The following is a 21,059-nucleotide window of genomic DNA, read 5'->3' on the forward strand; positions in this document are numbered from 1 at the left end:
GTATTCCAACATTATACATTCCAGACCTTTATCATGATCCAAATGATCAATATCCAAAACGGGATAACAAGTAACAATCCCCAAAAACAGCCTTTAAAAAATCTCATGATGAACACCTCGTTCATCCGCCCTACTTATGTAAAAAGCGAGGGCTGAATCAATCTTTCTATCTTTAAAGTCTATACTATTTTGTCATTACATGCTCTACTTTAATACAACGATCCATTATTACTGTATAGCCTTTTTCTTGTAAAAGTTTATATGTATCTTCATCTTGTACTCCTAGTTGTGCCCAGAAAACATCTGCATCAATCTCTACAAACTCTTTCGCAACATCCTTTAAAAATTCTGAGCGACGAAATACATTTACGATATCCACATGTTCTTTAATATCCGTCAGTGAAGAAACCGCCTTTTCTCCGAGTACTTCATCTACTGTTGGATTTACTGGAATAATGCGATACCCAGCATCTTGCATTGCTTTTGAAACCATATATGATGTGCGTTCTGGCTTATCTGATAATCCAACAACTGCAATCGTTTTACTTTTCTTCAATACTTCACCAATTTCCGTACGAGTTGGGTTTTCAATTGTCATAATTAATCCCTCCTATACCTTTATTATATCCGATAAAGAAAGTCTCTTTCAACATGAAAGAGACTTTCTTTTATTCCGATTGATGTACGCTAATAAGCAGAAGGAAGAGAACTCTCCACTGATTAAAGTTTATATTTATTGATTCTTTGTAGCTGAATTATCTGCTAATGTAGCTGTTTTCGTCATTTTTTGACCGTTGCGATAGAATGTAACTTCCACTTTCTCGCCTACTTTTTTCTTTTCATATAAGTATTTACGGAACTGAAGTGAATTTTCTACTTTTTGATCATCTAATGCTACTACAAGATCATATTGCTCTAAGCCAGCTTTTTCTGCCGGTGACACAGGATAAATTTTAGCTAACACAACACCATTTGTTACTTCTTTTGGTACTTTTAATTGATTTACTGCATAAGCTTGCACATCTTCTAATGAAACAACACCTACACCAAGAGCTGGTCGTTTCACTACTCCGTCTTTTTCAAGCGATTCAATAACTGGTTTTGCAACATTAACTGGAATTGCAAAACCAATCCCCTCAACTTCTTGCTGTGCAATTTTACTTGAGTTAATTCCAATTAATTCACCGTTTTGGTTAAATAATGCACCGCCACTATTACCAGGGTTAATCGCTGCATCTGTTTGAATAACTTGTGCTTGCCAGTCTGGACGTTTGTCTCCATCAATATCTACTGGAATTTCACGTTCTTTACTACTGATAATACCTTCCGTTACACTGCCGTCAAATCCAAGTGGGTTACCAATTGCAATTGCTTTTTCACCAGCACGAAGTTTACTGGAATCACCTAACGTTGCAACTTTATTAACAGTAGATCCATCAATCTCTACAACTGCTAAGTCTAACCAAGGGTCCTTACCAACTAATTTTGCATCAACTTGCTTTCCGTCGCTCAGTTTAACAGCAAGTTTATTTGCACCGTCTACTACGTGGTTATTTGTTACAATATATGCTTTATTTCCTGATTTTTTATAAATAACACCTGATCCTGTACCAGCTGTTTGCTCTTGTTCTGCCGGTTGCATCGCAAACGGATCAATAGTCTTCTGCATATTAATTACACCAACTACAACATCCTTTGCGCCTTCAATCATGCCTGGCAAATCAGTTTCGCCCTTCACTTTATTAACAACAGGAGCTACAGTACCTTCTACTTGTTGATTAGAATTGAATGACGAAATTGCTGCATTATTTTGCATCCACGGCATGTAAGGTGCTGCAAAACTAATCGAAACCGCCCCGACTACAGCTCCAACTAAACCTGTGAAAAAATATCCTTTTTTACTACCTGATTTTTTCATTTCTCTCGTTTCACTATGCTCTTCATTTAAATTCGGTCCGTCGTAATATCCCATGTTTTATTTCCCCTCTCTGGTGAATTCGTACTTTCAGTATAGTCACAGTTTGTGTCCTTCTTGTGAACTCATCGTGAAATCCAATTAAAAAAATACTCCTATCTATCATTGTAGACAAGAAAAGTATTTTTTGTACATTTCACCTACAAAGGAGAGTGTAAATTTGCTATATCCCAAAGCCGGGATGCATAGTAACTTAAAGGTTATTCTTCAAATTTGTAACCTACTCGAATAACAGTGCCGATATGCTTCGCCTTATCTCCTAGCTTATTTCGCAGTTTTTTAATATGTGTATCAACCGTTCGGTCATCACCGTAGTAATCATATCCCCATAACTGATCTAATAAATGTTGGCGTGACAACACAATTCCTTTGTTCTCCATTAAATAAACGAGAAGCTCAAACTCCTTATGTGTCAATATAATTTCTTCTCCATCTACTAAAACTGTTCTAGATAGTCGATTCACTTCTATTCCAGCTAATGACATAGTATTTTCTTCTGATACTCCTATCGCTCCATCCGCACGTTTCAATAACGTCTTTGCACGAGCTACTAACACTTTTGGACTAAAAGGTTTTGTTACATACTCATCTGCACCTAGTTCAAAGCCTAGTAATGTATCATCCTCATCAGAACGTGCTGTCAGCATAATAATTGGTACCGCTGACTCTTTTCTAATTCGTCTACAAACAGACCAACCATCTATTTCTGGTAACATAATATCTAACATAATTAAATCAATTGTATGTTCAGCAAATAATTCTAGCGCTTTTTTTCCATCTTCCGCTTCGATTACTTCAAAGCCTTCATTACGAAAATAATCACTAACAATTTCACGTAATCTTCTTTCATCTTCAACAAGTAATACTGTTTTATTCATATAACCTATCCCGCCTTTTTACTCATTCAATCGAATAATACGTTGATTGGAGCTTCCGCGAAATGGAAGTGTTAAATCTTTTTTATCAAGTTCAAATCTTCCATCGACCAAAACATCCCCATAATGTAACAATTCTATCATATCATTATTTTGAGCACTCTGTATCTCTTCTAACGTGTAACCTGTATAAATCCATAGATTTTTTTTCAGATCCTTCACTACTTTTGCTACTTTTTTCACTTCAGCAGCTTGAAAAAATGGATCTCCACCTGAAAATGTTACATCGGTTAATGAATTTTTTTCAATCTCTTTCACAATTTCTTCTACCGTCATTTCAGTTCCATTGCAAACATTCCATGATTTCGGATTATGGCAACCGATACAACGATGCGGACAGCCCGCAAAAAACACGACTGTCCGCAACCCTTCTCCATCTACTACACTATCATGAATGATATTCATAACTTTCATTTATGCTTCACCCGATCCATCTCTTCACTACGTTTCGCGCTATTCCACTTTGACATATCTCCTACAAGATATCCTGTTATCCGGCGAATTCTTTCTATTTCATTCTCATCTTCATTTCCGCAGCTCGGACATTCATTCCCGATAATGCCATGATAACTACAACACTTACAACGATCGACAGGATGGTTAATTGAGCCGTATCCTACTCCGTACTGCGCCATCGCTTGTACAATTTGCTTTAACGCCTTTTGATTATGCACAGCTGCACCATCTAGTTCAATGTACGTAATATGTCCGCCATTACAAAGAGCGTGAAACGGTCCTTCTAATCGAATTTTATCTATAGCTTGAATATTGTAATACACCGGTACATGGAACGAATTTGTATAATAATTATGATTTGTCACACCGCTAATTACACCAAATTCTTCTCTATCTTTCTTCACAAACTTTCCTGATAACCCTTCTGCTGGCGTTGCAATTACAGAGAAATTGAGTTGATGTTCTTCCGTCACTTTATCCATTCTCTTCCTCATAAAGGAAATAATTTCATATCCAAGCTTCCATGATTCTTCATTTTCTCCATGGTGCTTTCCAGTTAACGCTACTAAACATTCTGCAAGACCGATAAAACCAAGACTTAACGTCCCTTGTTTTAAAATCGGTGCCACAGCATCTTCAGGTTGCAACGTTTCTCCACCACGCCATACACCTTGTGAATATAAGAACTGAAAATCTCTCGCTCTCTTTGTACATTGATAAGCAAATCTCTCTAACAATTGCTTAACACCTAAATCTAAGTAATAACTTAGCGCTTCAAAAAACGCTTCTTTTGAACCACTAATTAGCGCTAATTTCACTAAATTAATAGAAGTAAACGATAAATTCCCTCTCCCAATTGCTGTTTCTTCCCCATGTATATTAGACATAACACGAGTACGACACCCCATATAACATACTTCACTTTCAGGTCGACCATCATAATGCACAGCATTAAACGGAGCATCTAAAAACGAAAAGTTAGGGAATAATCGCTCAACTGTCGTTTCTAACGCTAATTCAAATAAATCATAGTTCGGATCACACTCTTCAAAGTTCACGCCTTTTTTCATTTTGAAAATTTGAATAGGAAAAATCGGTGTTTCCCCTTTACCAAGTCCAGCTTGCGTCGCTTTTAAAAGTTGCTTAATTAAAAGCCGTCCCTCTTTCGATGTGTCTGTTCCGTAGTTAATAGAAATAAACGGTACTTGTCCCCCACCCCTACTATGCATACTATTTGAATTATGAACGAAAGCCTCACACGCCTGATACGTATCATTTTCTGTTTCTTTCCATGCAAATTCCTCTATTTGTTCTTTCGTAAGCGGATATGACTGTAGTCGTTTTTTATGTCTCTCTACTGTTTTTCTCACATATGGAGCTAAATCAATATCAAAGAGTGCAAACGATTGACCACCGTGCTGCATATTTTGATTCGCCTGAAAAATAATTGAAGAAAGCGCCAATGCACTTTTAATGTCTTGCGGTTGTCTCATATGTCCATGTCCAGTATGAAAACCGTTAGCAAGCATTTGCGCTAACGGAATTTGCGAACAAGTCGTCGTTCCTGTTGCATAAAAATCTAAATCATGTGGATATAATATATTTTGATCTATCGCTTTTTTCACTTGATCTGATAATAATTTTTCTACTGCATAATACTTTGCGCTCTCAGATGCGAACGTTCCCATTACTCCCATTGGAGATCGGCCATCTACATTTGCATTTTCCTGCATTAAATCTTGTTCATTACCGTGAATAATTGTCTCAAATACTTTCATTAATTCTTCTCCACGTACATTTTGTTTCAACATTCATAACCCTCCACCAACATGTTGTTGTCTTTTGATTAAAATCATACAACATATAGTTCTTCTGTTCCTGTGAAAAATGTAACATTCCTGTGAAAGTTTTTTTAAAAATTAATGACTTTTTCATTTGTAAAAAAGAAATGTGCTCTTTACAAATGTATGGTACAATATATGGGAAAAACTCTTTTTACCCTTTATCAACACATTTGTATAAAGGAGACTGAACTCATGATTATTACATATCTTTTATTTATCGTTGCCTACTTGCTCGGTTCGATTCCATTTGCATTAGTCGTTGGAAAAATCGGTTATGGAATCGACATTCGTGAGCATGGAAGCGGTAATCTAGGCGGAACTAATACATTCCGTACATTAGGGAAAAAAGCAGGTTTTATCGTAACAATTGCTGACATTTTAAAAGGTACATTAGCAACAAGTCTACCGATTATTTTCGGGTCAGATATTCACCCACTATGGTTTGGATTAGCCGCTGTTCTTGGACATGTCTATCCGATCTTCGCAAAATTCCGCGGGGGGAAAGCAGTTGCAACTTCTGCTGGGGTATTATTATGCTATTCACCAGTTGTTTTTGCAATATTAGCTGTTGTCTTTTTCAGCCTTTTATTTACAACAAGATACGTATCACTTTCTTCTATGGTAACAGCTGTCATTGCTGTTATTGCATCCATTGTTAGCGGGGATAAAATCTTCATTATTGCGATGTGTTTATTAGCAGGTATGGTTATTTATAAACACCGTGCAAATATCGGACGAATTATAAATAAAACTGAACCAAAAGCAAACTTTTCAAAAAAGCAAAAATAAGATCGTAACGCAAAAAGAAAACGTGAAGCATATTAATAGCGTCTTTTTGCGTTATTTTTTATACTAAAGAAAAAGCAACATAATTTGGAGGAACTATACATGAATCTTTCCGTAACAAAAGAAGCAGCACAATGGTATAAAAACGAATTACACTTACAATCAGGTGAAACAATACGCTTTTTCGTACAATACGGTGGTTGCAGTACTGTGCAAAAAGGACTTTCTTTAGGTATTCGTAAAGATGATCCTGCGCATCCTGCTGTTCAAATGCAAGAAGAAGGTATTAACTTCTTTATTGAAGGCGATGATGAGTGGTTCTTCGATGGACATAATTTATTAGTGACACTTAACGACGGTGATGATTTCCCTCAATTTAATTATGAAAAATAAAAAAAAACGTGGCTTCTGCCACGCTTTTTTTTATTTTTTTTTAATTTCCTCATATTTCGCATACCACTCAGGATATAATTTTTTAAATGATACAGGGCGGAACCCTTCTTTTTTCGCACAAATATTCGTTGTACTTGCAGTAATACAAAGCTCGCCATCACCGTTATAAATTTCATAACCATATACAACACGCAGCGGGCTCAAAGTATCAATCCACGTTTTCACAATTGCTTTTTCACCGTAACGCATCGCTTTACGATATGAAATTTGCAAGTCTAATACAGGAGAGATAATTCCCTCTTTCTCCATTTCAACATACGAAAATCCTAATTCTTGTATAAGTTTCGTGCGCCCAAGTTCCAGCCACACTAAATAGTTTGAATGGTAAACAACACCCATCTGGTCTGTTTCCGCATAGCGGATTTCAACTTCATGTTCTGCTACAAACATTTCTATTCGCCTTCTTTCACTTCTGCTACCTTGCATACATTTAATCATAATACAGTGGAATCAAAAATAAAATAAAAACAGTGAATCTTTTACCGAAAGGGGCAAACACATGATTCAAATTGTAACTGTTCGTAGCGGTGATAGTGTTTATAGTTTAGCATCAAAATATGGATCTACACCTGAAGAAATTGTAAAAGACAATGGACTAAACCCAGCCGAAACACTCGTTGTTGGTCAGGCACTTATCGTTAATACAAAAGGCAATAACTATTATGTACAGCCTGGTGACAGCCTTTATCGAATTTCTCAAACATATAGCGTTCCTCTCGCCAGTTTAGCTAAAGTTAATAACCTTTCATTAAAATCTATTCTTCATGTCGGACAACAATTATATATACCGAAAGGAACAAAACGAGCAGTAGAATCCATCGCTTATTTACAACCTTCAACAATACCGATAAAAGAAAGTTTAGTAAATGCTACACGTGCTATTAATCCATTTTTAACATATTTAGCCTACTTCAGCTTCGAAGCAAAACGAGACGGCACTTTAAAAGAACCAACCGAAACAGCTAAAATCGCTAATATTGCAACGCAAGGTAAAACCATCCCTATGCTCGTTATTACAAATATTGAAAATGGAAATTTCAGTACCGAACTGGCATCTGTTTTTTTACGCGACGCAACGATTCAAAACAAATTTATTACGAACATTTTGCAAACAGCTGAAAAATACGGCATGCGAGATATTCATTTTGATTTCGAGAATGTAGCACCTGAAGATCGCGAAGCATATAATCGTTTTTTACGAAATGTAAAAACGCGCTTACCTAGCGGGTACACATTAAGTACAACGCTTGTACCGAAAACAAGTTCCAATCAAAAAGGGAAATTTTTTGAAGCTCATGATTATAAAGCACAAGGACAAATTGTTGATTTCGTCGTCATTATGACATACGACTGGGGTTGGCAAGGCGGACCACCGATGGCGATTTCTCCTATTGGTCCTGTGAAAGAGGTACTTCAATATGCAAAATCTCAAATGCCACCACAAAAAATTATGATGGGTCAAAATTTATACGGTTTCGATTGGAAACTGCCGTTCAAACAAGGAAATCCACCTGCAAAAGCAATTAGCTCTGTTGCAGCTGTTGCACTAGCTCGTAAATACAATGTTCCTATCCGCTATGATTTCACGGCTCAAGCTCCTCATTTCAATTACTTTGACGAAAACGGCGTACAACATGAAGTTTGGTTTGAAGATTCACGGTCCGTTCAAAGTAAATTTAATTTAATGAAAGAACAAGGAATAGGCGGCATCAGCTATTGGAAGATTGGTCTACCATTCCCACAAAATTGGCGTTTACTCGTCGAAAACTTTACAATCACGAAAAAAGGCTGACGAAAGTCAGCCCTTTTTTCATATTCCTGTTAAAAATATATCTTTAATTCCCTCACAAAAAAGAAGAATGATAACATTCTCCTTTTTTAACCGTTATCAACAATCGGTTGCTTACCAGTTTGGTCTTGCATTTGCTTTCCTTTATTCCCACCAGCTTTTTTCGATTGTGTTCCAATTTGATTTGGTGCAAAGTCTTTTGAATTCTTTTTCGGATTACCCATTACTATCGCCTCCTTAACACTAGTATCGTACTAGTGTTAAGAATTATTCAGCCTGCTTAAAAAGTTTCATTGCATAACGTTTTTCAATACGTTCTTCAATTCGATCGATTGCATCACGATCGCTTAATAATTGTTGTTTATTTTCATTTACAAGTTCTTCAAACGATCTACGGCGACTTCTTCTCATGCTGCTCACCCTTTCTTCTACGTTTTCTTATTACATAGTATGAGCAAATGAAAAACTCTTTAATCAGATTTGTAAGAAAATTTTATGTTTTAACAAAAAAACCATACGCAAATATTACGCATGGGATTTTTTCACATCATTATATTTAAATATTTTTTAATTTCTTCATCAGCATCTTCTTCATTCACTCTATATTCATGCAGTGCTCGCAATACAGAATCGTATTCTTCTAAAATGTAGCTCTCTAGCTTGAAAATGTCCTCTACACTGTCAATCATAATTCTCGTGTTGCCAATCTCACTTTTCAATGCTGCCTCACACGTTAAGCTCGTACAAATACCAATTACATCGTCTTCCATTTTTTCTGTTAACACATATTTCTTTCGCCCGTTTACCTTCATCCTAATAATTGGGTAAAAAGCTTTTATATCTAAATAGCTCCCGACATTCATACAGCGAATCCATTCGATATCACGTTTATTTCGCATAAGAATTTCTTTTACTGCTTCGTATGCTACCGTTTCATCAAGCACTTCTTTCTGCACTTTTCTTTTTCCTTCTTCCTCAATAGATGCACATCTTTGATAAACTGCCGCACACGTAATACAATCATCAAATGCATTATGAGAACTTAAGCGAATTCCAAGCATTCGCTTTAACGTTTCAAGTTTATGATTAGGCGCGTGCTTCATATATTTCTTTGCTAAAAACACAGTGTCAATCACTTTATTTTTAGCCTCCGGTAGCCCAAGCATATTTACATTACTTTTCAAAAAACGCATATCAAAAGATGCATTATGAGCGACAATTACATTTGTATGTAAAAATGCTAAAAATAAGGGTAATACTTCTTCAATCGTCGGTGCATCTGAAACACGATAATTTGTAATACCTGTTAAACTCGTTATTCGGTCCGGAATTGAACGCTCCGGATTCACATAGGAAACAAACTGATCTACTAGTTCATGATTACGATATTTCACTGCTGCGACTTGAATAATTTTATCATTATAAGGGTTAAATCCTGTTGTTTCAAAATCAATTACAACATAATCTAACGGTAAGGATACATTCCCCACTCCAAACACCCCTTTATCTCTAAACGTTTATATTTCTTTTATCATAACATGCTGCTATCACTACGTGAAAAAGAAAAGGCAGAAATGATAACTTTCCACCTCTACCTTTTCAACATTATTTTAATTTAGCAATCCTTTTTTCCATCTCTTTTTGTGTCATTGGTCCAATAAACTTATCTTGAATGACCCCTTTTGTGTCTATAAAATAAGAGGTTGGAATCGTAATTACTTTATACGCTGTTGTCACATCAATGTTCTTGTCCAATAAAATAGGAAAAGTAATTCCTTTTTCCTTCGCAAAGTTGCTTACCTTTTCTTCTCCCCCACCTTTTTCTGAAGGAGTATAATTTATAGCTAAAATTTCTACATTTTCCTTATGCTCTTTATAAAAGGCCTCCATATCGGGCATTTCTTGCTGACAAGGTCCACACCACGTTGCCCAAAAGTTTAAAATCACTTTCTTTCCTTTTAAATCTGATAACTTTACATTCGTTCCATCTAACTTCGTTAATTCAAAATCAGGTGCATTCTTTCCTATTTCAATACCATTCCTTGCAATCATCTCTTTCATAGCAGCTTCACTTTTTTCTTGCTTCCCTTGTACTACTTGATCTTTTTTACCAAACTGATCATAAGCTGCATATCCCGCTAAACAAAGTAACACTACAATAACCGTAAGCTTCCGCCACATTTTATATCACCCTAACGTGTTTATCTTCTTATAACATAATCATCAAAATACTATATACCTTATTTTAGCTTATACGGACAAGCTTGGAAATATTCACATTCAAAATAGTCGGAATATTTTTAACTAAGATGAAATATTTTCCTTTTTATCATATAATTAGAAATACATATAAAAATTCGAGGTGATATGTATTTTACAATTACTTATCAACCCTTTTTCTTTTGTTTTCTTCACTTTACCATTACTATGTATTTGTTTTAGCGGCTTGCTATACAAATTCAAATGGGCTGCTATTATTATTTCTTTTACTGTTCCACTTATATTTTTCATTATCGTCTCTAAATTTGATATACACCTAGCTTCACAAAACTTAGACGCTTGGATTATTTATAGTGCTGTTTATTCTGTACTTTCCTACATAACAGCAGCGCTAATACGAAGAAAACTGAACATGTAGAACTTTCAAAAAGGGGGATTTTTATGAATTTATTTGAAAAAATACTATTATATATTCTTAGTTTTATATTTTCCCCAATCGGGATTATCACTTGGATCATCTCGCTCTTCAGTAAAGATCCTGAAAAAAAGCAAGTTGGACGTATTTGTCTCTATATCGCTTTAATCTCATTTATCCTTTTAGCAAGTCTCGGTATTGTTAGTTTCTTCACGATGACTACCACCACTACTATACAATAGTTACAGAAAGGATGATTATTTTGGGAGAAAACCCTATTAGTAAAGAACTTCGCTATATACGAATTTGTTTAGTTATTTTAGTAATCGTTCTCTTATTTTTCAACGGTGAAAGAGTCGTTGAAATTTCTACAAATCATGATTCCATAGAAAATGTTTCCACCAGTAATATGACACAGATTGCTGAAAATACATTTGCTATTCAAGAATATAATCCATCACTAAGTAGCGAACATACGGTCAAAATTTTCAAATATAATCCGGATACAAATGAACTTACTCTAGTCAAAGAGTTTAGTACTAGCGATACTGAATCATATACGTACCAACTTAATAAGAGTGAATAAAGATAAGAGCGCTATATAGCTCTTATCTTTTTATTAGCATCTCTTTAAACAATGACTTACAATTTAATAATTCTCTAGGATCCCCACATTCCACAATAATTCCATTCCTCATGACAACAACCCGATCTGCTATCATCGCCCTCTCGAGATCATGTGTCGTCACAATTCTCGTTACATTCCCTCCTAGCCCTTTCAGCATATTCCAAACCACTTCTTGATTACTCGGATCTAATCCCGCAGTCGGTTCATCTAAAATAATGAGATTCGGATTTGATACAATCGCTCGCAATAACGCAAGACGCTTTCTCTCTCCTCCCGAAAACTCTTCACCGCTTTTATGTAGTACAGTCTGAATACCTTCAGATAAACTCCTAATAATCGACTTCGCATTTACAAGTTCCATATTTTTTTCTAACTGTTTTTCTAAGCCCCCTTCCCCAAAATACATATTCTCTTTTACTGTCGTTCGAAAAAAACGTGGTTCCTGCCATATAGTAGTCATACGAGCTTTATTACCGTAATAAGTAATACTACCATTAGACGGTTTATATAAACCCGTGATTAATTTTAAAAGCGTCGTTTTTCCTGCACCACTTTCCCCCAAAATGATAACGAGTTCGCCAGGATTAATTTGCAAATGAATATTTTTAATTCTACATCTCTCTTCACCGTTCTCTTGAAATGAAACATTTGTTAATCTCATTCCCATCGCTCTTTCTACATTCCTGTATTCAGCCTGTATATCTAAAAAACAAAAAACTCGACTGGCCGAAGCAATAGCAACTTGTGTCATCATCAATAAATCACTCGCATAACGAACGGGGAAAAATAACATCTCAATTGTAGCTAATACCGCCACAAGCGAACCGACTTCCATTTCCCCCTTCATTATTTTTTGTGCACCTATAATAAGAACGACTACATATGCGCCTGTTTCTATTACCGTTCCAACTATCCCAATACACTGTTGCAACATCGTCTTCTTTACTTCTGTTTTATAAGATTTTACTGTCACTCCTTTAAATAAGCCAATTGCCCAGCTCTCTTTTTGTAAACTACGCAAATCTTGTATACCTTTTACAAATTGTGACATCATCTCTACAACAATTGATTGATTCTTTTGAGCAATACTCGCAATATTTCTTACTTTTTTCCCCATAAGCATTGGAACCATTGCACTTAAAAATAAAAACGGAGTTATCCACCATATGAACTGTACATCGATATGTTGTAGCGCTATGAACGCACCAATAAATTGCGCAAGTGCATGAATATATTCAATTAATATAGATCCATATAACCGTATCCAGTTCGGAATATCAGACACGACCAAAGTTTCTAACTCTCCTTGTTTTACCTTCTCACTTTCTTCAAACGGTAATAAGAAAAAATGACGCAATACATCTATACGCTTCCCTCGTAATATTCGCTGACTTACTTTTGAGCTTACATAATCAAATAACAGATTGTTCACCCACATCAAAAAGCGGCTCCCTGCAAACAAAGCAATATATACATACGCACCTTTTAACTCCCGCTGAATAAGGTTATCTACAATTAGCCCCATAAATAGCGGACGGGATAAATTTAAAATGGCAGCTACTATCCCGCTACAAATCGCACTAATTAGCAATAGCTTTTCTTGTAGTAGCGGCAACATTATTCTTCTATACTCATTCATTGTCATTCCTCCAATTTTGCATAATAAAAGGAAAGGGATGAAACCAATTTGGTTTCATCCCTTTCCTCTTTGTTTACTCATATTATTTTAAAAACCTAATTTCCAAAACATAAAATAAAAATCACTACTTTATCTAGGGATATTCTTCTGCCAACGACCTATTAAATGCCGATATGTATTACTATATAAGTTTCATTAAAATAGCAAGTGTATTTATTGTCATATGAACAATAATAGGCACGATCAATCTATTAGTTTTTACATATAAAAAAGCATACACCAATCCTGCTAAAGTATAAGGAATAACACTTGCCAACTCCATATGAAGTAATGCAAATACAAGAGACGTAATTAAACACGCAATGTAGACATTTGTTCGTTTGCGTAACGTATCAAGAATAATTTTTTTTGTTAAAACCTCTTCCATTACAGGACCGAAAATTGCAATATTCACTATTATAAATGGAAAAGATATAAATTTGGTTTTTATCATTTCTGAGTGTTCTGAGTTAGGATCCATATTAAATACAACAATAGCTATTAATCCATAAATAGCTTGAACTAAAAAATAAATAAGAACACCATAGATACACCATAATATAGTTTTTTTTGGCGGATAAGCATTAGAAGAACCTCTTTCAATATCAGGTTTCATCAATATTAAAATTACTATAAAAGCTAAAAAATAACCTAAGATTCTACCATAGGCATTGGCCGCTTCCGTTGTTAAATTAAATAAAGTTATAAAAATCGGTTCGAATAAATAAATGGACAAGTAAAACAGTATGTAAGTAATTATGACTCCCGAATATCTTTTTGGCATATTCCACCTCTTTTGCAGCAACTATTAGTCGGATTTTTTATTCATTTCGAAAAATATCTTATCGCATGAATATTCCTTTCATTTCATTTAATTTTACCATTAACAGGGGATATGCAACTTTAATTCCCCCTTAATTTTACAAAACGCTTTAATCCATCCCACATTAACTGACAATAAGGTTTCCACTTAGAGGCCTTTAAATATACCGATGTTTTTTCATACTAAAGAGGGATGAGAAAATCTCATCCCTCTTTAAAATATACATTCAACAAATATTGTTGAATCCGTTTAGTTCGACACTTTAGACTCTTCGATTTTCGAACGAAGAACCATTTGCAAGATACCACCGTGACGGTAGTAGTCAATTTCAACTTCACTATCGAAACGAGCTACTACTTCAAATTGCTTCTCTTTTCCTTCTGAATCGATTGCAACTACTTTTACAAGATCGCGTGGTCTAACTGTTTTGTCAATTTGAATTTCAAATGACTCGTCACCAACAAGACCTAACGTTTCAGCGCTTTCGCCATCTTTAAATTGTAATGGTAATACGCCCATTAACACTAAGTTACTGCGGTGAATACGCTCGAAGCTTTCTGCGATTACTGCTTTAATACCTAATAAGTTTGTACCTTTCGCAGCCCAGTCACGAGAACTTCCCATACCGTAGTCTTTACCAGCAACAACTAGAAGGCCTGTGCCATCTTCTTTATACTTCATAGCAGCATCATAGATAGATGTTACTTCACCAGTTGGCCAATATGTTGTATATCCGCCTTCTGTTCCTGGTGCGATCTGGTTTTTAATACGGATATTTGCGAATGTACCACGCATCATAACTTCATGGTTACCACGACGAGAACCGTAAGAGTTAAAGTCAACTGGCTGTACGCCGTTTTCTAGTAAATAACGTCCAGCTGGTGTATGTTTACCAATTGAACCTGCTGGTGAAATATGGTCTGTCGTTACAGAATCACCAAATTTACCAACGATGCGTAAACCTGATAATGTTTCAACTTCACCTGGCTCTTTAGATAATCCTTCGAAGAACGGTGGGTTTTGAATGTATGTTGAATCATTATCCCAAGTATATAAAGCTTCATTTGAAGTTTGGATTTCATTCCAGCGCTCATTGCTGTTAAATACTTGTGCATATTCTTTTTTGAACAATTCAGATGTAACAACACTTTGAACTACATCTTCAATTTCTTTAGCTGATGGCCAAATATCATTAAAGTAAACAGCATTACCATTTACATCTTTACCGATTTCATCATTTTTCAGGTCAATATCAACAGTACCTGCAAGTGCATATGCCACAACAAGTGGTGGTGATGCTAAGTAGTTTGCTTTTACAAGTGGATGAATACGACCTTCAAAGTTACGGTTACCAGATAAAACAGATGTTACTAATAAATCGTTTGCTGCGATTGCTTCTTCTAATTCCTCTGCTAATGGACCAGAGTTACCGATACAAGTCGTACAGCCGTAACCAACTGTTTGGAAACCTAATTGATCTAAATACGTTGTTAAACCAGACTTATCTAAGTACTCTGTAACAACTTTAGATCCTGGTGCTAATGATGTTTTTACGTAACCAGGTACTTTAAGTCCTTTTTCAATTGCTTTCTTCGCAACTAAACCTGCTCCAATTAATACGTATGGATTTGACGTATTTGTACAGCTTGTAATCGCAGCGATTGCAATTCCGCCTGTTTTCATCGTTACTTCTTGATCTTTTAATGTAACTTTCACTTCTTTATCAAACTCTTGCTCATTGAATCCAAGTCCTTGTGTTCCAACTGGTGCTACAACAGCCTTATGGAACTCCTCTTTCATATTTGAAAGCGGGATTAAATCTTGCGGACGTTTCGGTCCAGAAAGGTTAGATTCAATTGTATTTAAATCAATTTCAACAAGATCAGTGTAGATTGGATCTTTACTGTCTGCTGTATAGAACAAGCCATTTGCTTTACAATATTCTTCAACAACGCGAATTTGCTCTTCATCTCTACCTGTTAAACGTAAGTATTCTAATGAAATGTCGTCGATTGGGAAGAATCCACAAGTTGCACCGTATTCTGGTGCCATATTTGAAATTGTTGCACGGTCAGCTAAAGGCATGCTCTTTAGTCCACTACCGAAGAACTCAACAAATTTACCAACTACACCTTTTTGACGTAACACTTGTGTTACTTTTAATGCAATATCAGTTGCTGTTGTACCACTTGGAAGTGTACCAGTTAATTTCACACCGATTACTTCAGGCACTGGGAAATATGAAGGCTGTCCAAGCATTCCTGCTTCTGCTTCAATACCACCAACGCCCCATCCAAGAACACCGATACCATTAATCATTGTTGTATGTGAGTCTGTTCCAACTAATGAATCTGGGTATGCAACTAAGTCACCTTCAGCATTTTTCACCGCATGAACAACCGGTGCTAAATATTCAAGGTTTACTTGGTGTACAATACCTGTTGCTGGTGGAACTGCACGGTAGTTATCAAATGATTTCTGTGCCCAGCTTAAAAATTTATAACGTTCTTCATTACGTTTAAACTCTAAGTCCATGTTGAATGCAAGCGAGTCTGCTGTACCCGCTCTATCAACCTGTACAGAGTGGTCAATTACAAGGTCTACAGTAATTTCTGGATTAATTTTATCAGGATCCCCGCCCATATCTGCCATTGCTTTACGAAGCGAAGCCAAATCTACAACAGCTGGAACACCTGTGAAGTCTTGTAAGATTACACGAGATGGTTTAAACGGAACATCGATATCTTGAACATCTTTCGTTCCCCATTTCGCTAAATTTGTAACATGTTCTTCTGTAATTACGCGTCCGTCTACTTGACGAAGCACAGATTCAAGTAAAACTTTAACGGAATATGGTAATTGAGATACGTTGCCAACCCCTGCGTTTTCAAGCGCTTTCAATTGATAATAATGATACGTCTTTCCATCTAGTTCAAAAGTTGCACGTGATTGAAATGGATTATGTTTGACCATTATGTTTCCCCCCTGTTAAACGTGACTAAGTTGTCTGAATATAAAATGTAGACAAACTTTTCAATACCTTACGATAATATCTTATTACAACTTTCTAAATAAGTAAATAATAAGAAACTTATGGATTATCATAAGTTTTCTTTATCTTTCTAAATTTGAATAGTGTCCATGCTCTTTATTAATACTATTACTATAAAGTAAATCACTCTTTCAGCGTTTTACTTTACGTTCATATATGCTATGAACAACTCATAGTTCGTCTATAAAAAACATTATAGAGGTGAGAAAAATGGGTAAACGAAAAGCCAATCATATTATTTCAGGAATGAATGCTGCATCCGCACAAGGACAAGGAACTGGTTATAACGAAGAGTTCGCAAACGAACCTTTAACACCAGCAGAGCGACAAAATAATAAGAAACGAAAAAAGAATCAGTAACGAAAAATCCCAAAAGGTATACCTTTTGGGATTTTCTCTAATGTTTATAACGTAACAACTCCGAAACTGTTACAAATCGATAACCCTGCTTTTTCAGCTCAGGTAAAATTTTTGCTAATGCCGCCACTGTTTGACTACGATCACTTCCTCCATCGTGCAACAGTACAATATCTCCACTTTTAGCATTTTTCACAACATGATTTACTATGGATCCAGTACCTGGATTCGCCCAATCACGAGGATCTTGATGCCATGACCATAGAACAATTTGATACCCAGCTCTTTTTGCCGTAGTAAATACAGCATCATTAATATATCCACCTGGTGGACGGAACAATAAAGGTTCTTTCGCCCATTTTTCAAAATATTTCTTTCCATTTAAAATATCATGTTCTAATTTTTCATCTGATGAATTACTCGCATACAAATGATTCATCGTATGATTTCCAATTTCATGTCCTTCTTTCAACACTTGCTTTACTAAATATGGATTACGCTGAACTCGAAATCCAATCATAAAAAAAGTCGCTTCTGCCTTATATTGATGTAATAAATCTAGAATTTGCGGCGTATATGTTGGATCTGGTCCATCATCAAACGTAATTGCAATAACCTTTTCATTATTTGGCACTTCCCACGTTACATAGCCAGTTGGCTCTAGTTCTTTTCTGAGCAACATTTTCGCTTCCACTTTTTCCACTTGAAATATATGTACTGCGCATAGTAAAGAAAAAACTAATAGAAAAACCTTCTGTTTCAACATAGCGTTCGTTAAAGTAATAAGGTTGTCGAATACACAACAACCTCATTTACTTTTCTAATTGATCTACATTTCGCATAATATTTTGGAGATTATTTTCGTATTGCTCAAGTTGTGGACGTTGTGTTTCCGAAGCTACTTCTAGCGCATTTTGAATCTGTTCATACGCTTCCTGGACCTCTTGGCGTAACTCTTTTAAATCATGACCGTAGTTTGGATCATTTTTTACAATGTTGTTAAATGTATTTTCTGCTTGTGTAACTCCTTGCTGTGCAGCTTGAAAAGCTTGTTGTTTATCTTTATGATATGGCATTATACAATCCCCTTTCTATAATAGTTAGTCCCATTTATCTTTACCTTTTTTTCTAAAAACATTCTCGTATAAATTCGCAAACTTCTCTCATTCTAATAGGAAGAGGAGGTGTTATATACAATGGGTAAAAACAATCGTGAATCTAAAGAAAAAAAAGGCCAACCTGAACCATTAAGCGGATCTCATAAAGTAAAAAACCGTAACCATTCTCGTCAAAAAAATCATGCGCATCATGATATGTAAAACAAAATATTCACACTAGCTACCTTTGCCACATACAATGTTTATATTTTTTCATTTATTCTTCACCTCTAGTTCATTCATGCATAACATAGTATGAATTGAGATTTTACGGAGGGTGTCTTACATGGGCAAGAAAAAGAAGGATTGTCTTTTTCATGTTGATGGTTTCGAAGAATGGATGGATCAATTTTGTTCTGATTCTTGTAGTAACTTTAGTTTTCCAAATCAAATTCATATTGACCTTTGTGAAACAGAACAAGAATACATTTTGGAAACAGATGTACCAAATGCAACTGCACAAAATGTACTCATTAAAAAGATGGAGACAGGCCTAAACATTTGCATACTTCATAAAAACACTTCTTTACAGCGGATCATTCCTTTACCTGCTAATATCATTTACAAGAAGATGCTAGCCTGCTTAGAGAATGGATATTTAGCCATTCATATTTCCAAAAACGAAGTTGCCAATAAGCATGAAGAAAAAGTCTTTTTTCGAATTAACGATTGATATAAATACAAATATAAGCCCGAGCAACCTTTTAGTTTGCTCGGGCTTATGTTATTTCGCATGTATTTCTATTTTAGAATTTCTAAAGTATCTTTTTTTCAATAAACCTTTTGTCACTAAAAGAACTGGGAACGCTATGCTTGAAAATATAGCTAATATTAAAAATACTAAAAAGCCATTTTGATACCCATAATAATCGAGAAGTATCCCACCAAACCATGGCCCGATTACTCCACCAATTCCTGAAAAACCCATAGCTCCAAAATATGTCCCTTTCAAATGTGAAACAGCTATCTCATCAATAAATACATCTGTCATTGAAAACATTAATACTTCTCCGAATGTAAAAATAATTGTACATATAGCAGCCCCTAACATAGATTCTACTAGTCCAAATCCAAACAATCCCCCGCTCACAAATAACGTTCCAACCATAATAGACGCTAACGGCGTATACTTTTTACACATTTGAATAACAGGGTATTGAATAACTACTACTGTAATTGCATTTAAAGTTAGCATATATGAGAACAGTTTTACTCCATCTTGAAATATATGTGCGTTTGCAAAATATTGAGATAGTGTCGTCGTTAAATGTGAAAAACCACTATTACTCAAAATAATCCCGACTAAAGCCACTAAAAATACTATGTCTTTTCGCAAAATCCGAACCGCACTTAACATTGTGACCGGATTTTTTGTAGTTACTTTCTTTTTATCAAGTGGATATTTCTTAAATTGAAGCGCTAATATAACTGTATATAAAATGTACACTCCAGCGGCTACTAAAAAAGGAATTGTTGATTTTGCACTTCCGAGCTGCAATCCCACAATTGGACCAACAGCTACCCCGACATTTACTGCACCATACCGCAAGTTATAAGCAAGTAAACGATACTCTGGTTTTGTTAAATCTGATAATAAAGCTCTTGATGTCGGTTCAAAAAAAGACCGACATAACCCATTCAAAGCGTTTAATAGAAAGAAACTAAAAACATGATCTGCAACTGAAAACCCTATAAATACAAAAACCCAAACAATCATGGACCACATCATAATCGTTTTCCGGCCAAATCGATCCGATAAATTCCCCCCAATAAAACTAGCAAAAACTCCAACAAGCGCACTCGTTCCAATGATAGCACCGGTCATTCCAGCCGATACGTCTTTAACAGTCGTTAAATAAATCGCTAAAAAAGGAATGCTCATTGAAGTTGCAAACCTAGCAAATAATGTCCCTATAATGATACTCATTCCAAGTGGATGAATATGCTGTAACTTCCCCTTCATCTTTAAACCTACTCTCTCTTTTCCTACATAAAAAAAGAAAGCAAAGGACCTGCTTTCTTCTTCCTTTTTCTATACTTGAAATGTTTATACCCGAGCTGTTCTCGTTATCTCCATATCAATTCCATATGTAAACTGTAGTTCTTTACAAACATCTTTAATCAAAATAGCTACATTATACTTTTCATTAAATTCTAAAACAATGCTTTCTACTTCTTCATATGTATACTTATATTCGCCAGTGATTACACTTTTTAAATCAAAGCATTCATTAACACAAAGCTGGACGAGTAATTGATCATACTTCTCCATTACATCTTCTTTTTTCCAAAGTAACTCCTTTACATATAACCGATCAAATTTCACACTTTCTCGATTACATTCCGTTAAAATCCGGGTCATCTCATTTAATTCTCGATATAATTCGGAAATATTTCTGCTTAAACTAAGCAGCTTATCTACGCCGTTTTCATATAGCATTTTCATTCCACCCCCGCATTTTCTTTTTCTTATTATAGCAAGAAAATTCTA

25 protein-coding genes are annotated in these 21,059 nt (G+C 35.4%); 8 read left to right on the forward strand and 17 right to left on the reverse strand.

The window, feature by feature from the left end:
- Positions 1–184: 184 nt before the first annotated feature.
- The 5 genes from NSQ47_RS11355 to NSQ47_RS11375 form a co-directional block, all read right to left on the reverse strand.
- Positions 185–598, reverse strand: coding sequence for a CoA-binding protein (locus NSQ47_RS11355; RefSeq protein WP_002137699.1), 414 nt, complete (start codon positions 596–598; stop codon positions 185–187).
- Between the two features lie 135 nt (positions 599–733).
- Complete coding sequence (locus tag NSQ47_RS11360; RefSeq protein WP_002160932.1) at positions 734–1,972, reverse strand: S1C family serine protease; 1,239 nt, start codon at positions 1,970–1,972, stop codon at positions 734–736.
- A gap of 203 nt (positions 1,973–2,175) precedes the next feature.
- Positions 2,176–2,853, reverse strand: coding sequence for a response regulator transcription factor (locus NSQ47_RS11365; protein ID WP_002111124.1), 678 nt, complete (start codon positions 2,851–2,853; stop codon positions 2,176–2,178).
- Positions 2,854–2,871: 18 nt separating this feature from the next.
- Positions 2,872–3,324 (reverse strand): anaerobic ribonucleoside-triphosphate reductase activating protein, encoded by a 453-nt coding sequence (gene nrdG / locus NSQ47_RS11370; RefSeq protein ID WP_002160931.1) that lies wholly within the window; start codon positions 3,322–3,324, stop codon positions 2,872–2,874.
- On the reverse strand, positions 3,321–5,177 hold the full coding sequence (locus NSQ47_RS11375) for an anaerobic ribonucleoside triphosphate reductase (RefSeq protein ID WP_002160930.1): 1,857 nt from the start codon (positions 5,175–5,177) through the stop codon (positions 3,321–3,323). The genes nrdG and NSQ47_RS11375 overlap by 4 nt, the downstream gene beginning before the upstream one ends.
- Before the next feature lie 225 nt (positions 5,178–5,402).
- On the opposite strand from NSQ47_RS11375, the gene plsY reads away from it, so the two are divergent.
- Together plsY and NSQ47_RS11385 are read left to right on the forward strand one after the other, a co-directional pair.
- The gene (gene plsY / locus NSQ47_RS11380; RefSeq protein WP_002160929.1) at positions 5,403–5,999 is read left to right on the forward strand and encodes a glycerol-3-phosphate 1-O-acyltransferase PlsY; all 597 of its coding nucleotides are present in this window, start codon (positions 5,403–5,405) and stop codon (positions 5,997–5,999) included.
- Positions 6,000–6,098: 99 nt separating this feature from the next.
- Entirely contained in the window at positions 6,099–6,389 is a 291-nt protein-coding gene (locus NSQ47_RS11385) for a HesB/YadR/YfhF family protein (RefSeq protein ID WP_002146331.1), read from the forward strand.
- A gap of 30 nt (positions 6,390–6,419) precedes the next feature.
- Here NSQ47_RS11385 and NSQ47_RS11390 read toward each other — a convergent pair whose 3' ends face one another.
- Entirely contained in the window at positions 6,420–6,839 is a 420-nt protein-coding gene (locus NSQ47_RS11390) for an acyl-CoA thioesterase (protein WP_002160928.1), read from the reverse strand.
- A gap of 109 nt (positions 6,840–6,948) precedes the next feature.
- Between NSQ47_RS11390 and NSQ47_RS11395 the strand changes: the two genes are divergently transcribed.
- Entirely contained in the window at positions 6,949–8,241 is a 1,293-nt protein-coding gene (locus tag NSQ47_RS11395; RefSeq protein ID WP_002111131.1) for a glycosyl hydrolase family 18 protein, read from the forward strand.
- A gap of 86 nt (positions 8,242–8,327) precedes the next feature.
- Here NSQ47_RS11395 and sspN read toward each other — a convergent pair whose 3' ends face one another.
- The 4 genes from sspN to NSQ47_RS11415 form a co-directional block, all read right to left on the reverse strand.
- On the reverse strand, positions 8,328–8,462 hold the full coding sequence (sspN, locus tag NSQ47_RS11400) for an acid-soluble spore protein SspN (RefSeq protein ID WP_000527988.1): 135 nt from the start codon (positions 8,460–8,462) through the stop codon (positions 8,328–8,330).
- A gap of 43 nt (positions 8,463–8,505) precedes the next feature.
- Positions 8,506–8,649 (reverse strand): FbpB family small basic protein, encoded by a 144-nt coding sequence (locus tag NSQ47_RS11405; protein WP_002160927.1) that lies wholly within the window; start codon positions 8,647–8,649, stop codon positions 8,506–8,508.
- A gap of 131 nt (positions 8,650–8,780) precedes the next feature.
- Positions 8,781–9,728 (reverse strand): 3'-5' exonuclease, encoded by a 948-nt coding sequence (locus NSQ47_RS11410; RefSeq protein WP_341036949.1) that lies wholly within the window; start codon positions 9,726–9,728, stop codon positions 8,781–8,783.
- Positions 9,729–9,843: 115 nt separating this feature from the next.
- Positions 9,844–10,419 carry a TlpA family protein disulfide reductase gene (locus NSQ47_RS11415; RefSeq protein ID WP_088079088.1) on the reverse strand — a complete coding sequence of 192 codons (576 nt, stop codon included), beginning with the start codon at positions 10,417–10,419 and terminating at the stop codon, positions 9,844–9,846.
- A gap of 480 nt (positions 10,420–10,899) precedes the next feature.
- Here NSQ47_RS11415 and NSQ47_RS11420 point away from each other — a divergent pair, with 480 nt between their 5' ends.
- Both NSQ47_RS11420 and NSQ47_RS11425 read left to right on the forward strand, forming a co-directional pair.
- Positions 10,900–11,115, forward strand: coding sequence for a hypothetical protein (locus NSQ47_RS11420; protein ID WP_088079090.1), 216 nt, complete (start codon positions 10,900–10,902; stop codon positions 11,113–11,115).
- Positions 11,116–11,126: 11 nt separating this feature from the next.
- On the forward strand, positions 11,127–11,459 hold the full coding sequence (locus tag NSQ47_RS11425) for a YmzC family protein (protein ID WP_341036951.1): 333 nt from the start codon (positions 11,127–11,129) through the stop codon (positions 11,457–11,459).
- Between the two features lie 22 nt (positions 11,460–11,481).
- Here the strand turns inward: NSQ47_RS11425 and NSQ47_RS11430 are convergent, their stop codons facing one another.
- The 3 genes from NSQ47_RS11430 to acnA all read right to left on the reverse strand — a co-directional run bounded on the left by NSQ47_RS11430 (position 11,482) and on the right by acnA (position 16,975).
- A complete protein-coding gene (locus tag NSQ47_RS11430) occupies positions 11,482–13,140 on the reverse strand; it encodes an ABC transporter ATP-binding protein (RefSeq protein ID WP_341036952.1) in 1,659 nt (552 codons plus the stop codon).
- 181 nt (positions 13,141–13,321) lie between these two features.
- Entirely contained in the window at positions 13,322–13,963 is a 642-nt protein-coding gene (locus tag NSQ47_RS11435) for a CPBP family intramembrane glutamic endopeptidase (protein WP_341036954.1), read from the reverse strand.
- 288 nt (positions 13,964–14,251) lie between these two features.
- Complete coding sequence (gene acnA / locus NSQ47_RS11440; RefSeq protein ID WP_078174171.1) at positions 14,252–16,975, reverse strand: aconitate hydratase AcnA; 2,724 nt, start codon at positions 16,973–16,975, stop codon at positions 14,252–14,254.
- Between the two features lie 289 nt (positions 16,976–17,264).
- Between acnA and sspO the strand changes: the two genes are divergently transcribed.
- Positions 17,265–17,414: a small acid-soluble spore protein O gene (gene sspO / locus NSQ47_RS11445; RefSeq protein WP_002033549.1), complete on the forward strand. Its 150-nt coding sequence runs from the start codon at positions 17,265–17,267 to the stop codon at positions 17,412–17,414.
- A 37-nt stretch (positions 17,415–17,451) separates the two neighbouring features.
- On the opposite strand, the gene pdaB is transcribed toward sspO, so the two are convergent.
- The gene (gene pdaB / locus NSQ47_RS11450) at positions 17,452–18,177 is read right to left on the reverse strand and encodes a polysaccharide deacetylase family sporulation protein PdaB (protein ID WP_341036956.1); all 726 of its coding nucleotides are present in this window, start codon (positions 18,175–18,177) and stop codon (positions 17,452–17,454) included.
- Between the two features lie 46 nt (positions 18,178–18,223).
- On the reverse strand, positions 18,224–18,487 hold the full coding sequence (locus NSQ47_RS11455) for a hypothetical protein (RefSeq protein WP_016105829.1): 264 nt from the start codon (positions 18,485–18,487) through the stop codon (positions 18,224–18,226).
- Between the two features lie 120 nt (positions 18,488–18,607).
- On the opposite strand from NSQ47_RS11455, the gene NSQ47_RS11460 reads away from it, so the two are divergent.
- Both NSQ47_RS11460 and NSQ47_RS11465 read left to right on the forward strand, forming a co-directional pair.
- The gene (locus tag NSQ47_RS11460) at positions 18,608–18,730 is read left to right on the forward strand and encodes a small acid-soluble spore protein P (protein ID WP_000517651.1); all 123 of its coding nucleotides are present in this window, start codon (positions 18,608–18,610) and stop codon (positions 18,728–18,730) included.
- Between the two features lie 124 nt (positions 18,731–18,854).
- Complete coding sequence (locus tag NSQ47_RS11465; protein ID WP_016105830.1) at positions 18,855–19,241, forward strand: Hsp20/alpha crystallin family protein; 387 nt, start codon at positions 18,855–18,857, stop codon at positions 19,239–19,241.
- A 51-nt stretch (positions 19,242–19,292) separates the two neighbouring features.
- On the opposite strand, the gene NSQ47_RS11470 is transcribed toward NSQ47_RS11465, so the two are convergent.
- The gene (locus NSQ47_RS11470; RefSeq protein WP_341036960.1) at positions 19,293–20,531 is read right to left on the reverse strand and encodes an MDR family MFS transporter; all 1,239 of its coding nucleotides are present in this window, start codon (positions 20,529–20,531) and stop codon (positions 19,293–19,295) included.
- Positions 20,532–20,615: 84 nt separating this feature from the next.
- Complete coding sequence (locus NSQ47_RS11475) at positions 20,616–21,014, reverse strand: hypothetical protein (RefSeq protein WP_088099413.1); 399 nt, start codon at positions 21,012–21,014, stop codon at positions 20,616–20,618.
- Positions 21,015–21,059: the final 45 nt, after the last annotated feature.

Source organism: Bacillus sp. FSL R10-2780, from assembly GCF_038006125.1.
GTDB classification, from domain to species: Bacteria; Bacillota; Bacilli; order Bacillales; family Bacillaceae_G; genus Bacillus_A; species Bacillus_A cereus_U.

What these genes read in the sequence shown, in the direction of transcription:
- NSQ47_RS11470 (WP_341036960.1), bottom strand. Translation starts at nt 20,531, where the DNA reads ATGAAGGGGAAGTTACAGCATATTCATCCACTTGGAATGAGTATCATT.
- NSQ47_RS11425 (WP_341036951.1), top strand. Translation starts at nt 11,127, where the DNA reads ATGATTATTTTGGGAGAAAACCCTATTAGTAAAGAACTTCGCTATATA.
- NSQ47_RS11420 (WP_088079090.1), top strand. Translation starts at nt 10,900, where the DNA reads ATGAATTTATTTGAAAAAATACTATTATATATTCTTAGTTTTATATTT.
- sspN (WP_000527988.1), bottom strand. Translation starts at nt 8,462, where the DNA reads ATGGGTAATCCGAAAAAGAATTCAAAAGACTTTGCACCAAATCAAATT.
- NSQ47_RS11395 (WP_002111131.1), top strand. Translation starts at nt 6,949, where the DNA reads ATGATTCAAATTGTAACTGTTCGTAGCGGTGATAGTGTTTATAGTTTA.
- nrdG (WP_002160931.1), bottom strand. Translation starts at nt 3,324, where the DNA reads ATGAAAGTTATGAATATCATTCATGATAGTGTAGTAGATGGAGAAGGG.
- NSQ47_RS11355 (WP_002137699.1), bottom strand. Translation starts at nt 598, where the DNA reads ATGACAATTGAAAACCCAACTCGTACGGAAATTGGTGAAGTATTGAAG.
- sspO (WP_002033549.1), top strand. Translation starts at nt 17,265, where the DNA reads ATGGGTAAACGAAAAGCCAATCATATTATTTCAGGAATGAATGCTGCA.
- acnA (WP_078174171.1), bottom strand. Translation starts at nt 16,975, where the DNA reads ATGGTCAAACATAATCCATTTCAATCACGTGCAACTTTTGAACTAGAT.
- NSQ47_RS11435 (WP_341036954.1), bottom strand. Translation starts at nt 13,963, where the DNA reads ATGCCAAAAAGATATTCGGGAGTCATAATTACTTACATACTGTTTTAC.
- NSQ47_RS11455 (WP_016105829.1), bottom strand. Translation starts at nt 18,487, where the DNA reads ATGCCATATCATAAAGATAAACAACAAGCTTTTCAAGCTGCACAGCAA.
- NSQ47_RS11405 (WP_002160927.1), bottom strand. Translation starts at nt 8,649, where the DNA reads ATGAGAAGAAGTCGCCGTAGATCGTTTGAAGAACTTGTAAATGAAAAT.
- NSQ47_RS11465 (WP_016105830.1), top strand. Translation starts at nt 18,855, where the DNA reads ATGGGCAAGAAAAAGAAGGATTGTCTTTTTCATGTTGATGGTTTCGAA.
- NSQ47_RS11460 (WP_000517651.1), top strand. Translation starts at nt 18,608, where the DNA reads ATGGGTAAAAACAATCGTGAATCTAAAGAAAAAAAAGGCCAACCTGAA.
- NSQ47_RS11390 (WP_002160928.1), bottom strand. Translation starts at nt 6,839, where the DNA reads ATGTTTGTAGCAGAACATGAAGTTGAAATCCGCTATGCGGAAACAGAC.
- NSQ47_RS11365 (WP_002111124.1), bottom strand. Translation starts at nt 2,853, where the DNA reads ATGAATAAAACAGTATTACTTGTTGAAGATGAAAGAAGATTACGTGAA.
- NSQ47_RS11375 (WP_002160930.1), bottom strand. Translation starts at nt 5,177, where the DNA reads ATGTTGAAACAAAATGTACGTGGAGAAGAATTAATGAAAGTATTTGAG.
- pdaB (WP_341036956.1), bottom strand. Translation starts at nt 18,177, where the DNA reads ATGTTGAAACAGAAGGTTTTTCTATTAGTTTTTTCTTTACTATGCGCA.
- plsY (WP_002160929.1), top strand. Translation starts at nt 5,403, where the DNA reads ATGATTATTACATATCTTTTATTTATCGTTGCCTACTTGCTCGGTTCG.
- NSQ47_RS11385 (WP_002146331.1), top strand. Translation starts at nt 6,099, where the DNA reads ATGAATCTTTCCGTAACAAAAGAAGCAGCACAATGGTATAAAAACGAA.
- NSQ47_RS11475 (WP_088099413.1), bottom strand. Translation starts at nt 21,014, where the DNA reads ATGAAAATGCTATATGAAAACGGCGTAGATAAGCTGCTTAGTTTAAGC.
- NSQ47_RS11430 (WP_341036952.1), bottom strand. Translation starts at nt 13,140, where the DNA reads ATGAATGAGTATAGAAGAATAATGTTGCCGCTACTACAAGAAAAGCTA.
- NSQ47_RS11360 (WP_002160932.1), bottom strand. Translation starts at nt 1,972, where the DNA reads ATGGGATATTACGACGGACCGAATTTAAATGAAGAGCATAGTGAAACG.
- NSQ47_RS11415 (WP_088079088.1), bottom strand. Translation starts at nt 10,419, where the DNA reads ATGTGGCGGAAGCTTACGGTTATTGTAGTGTTACTTTGTTTAGCGGGA.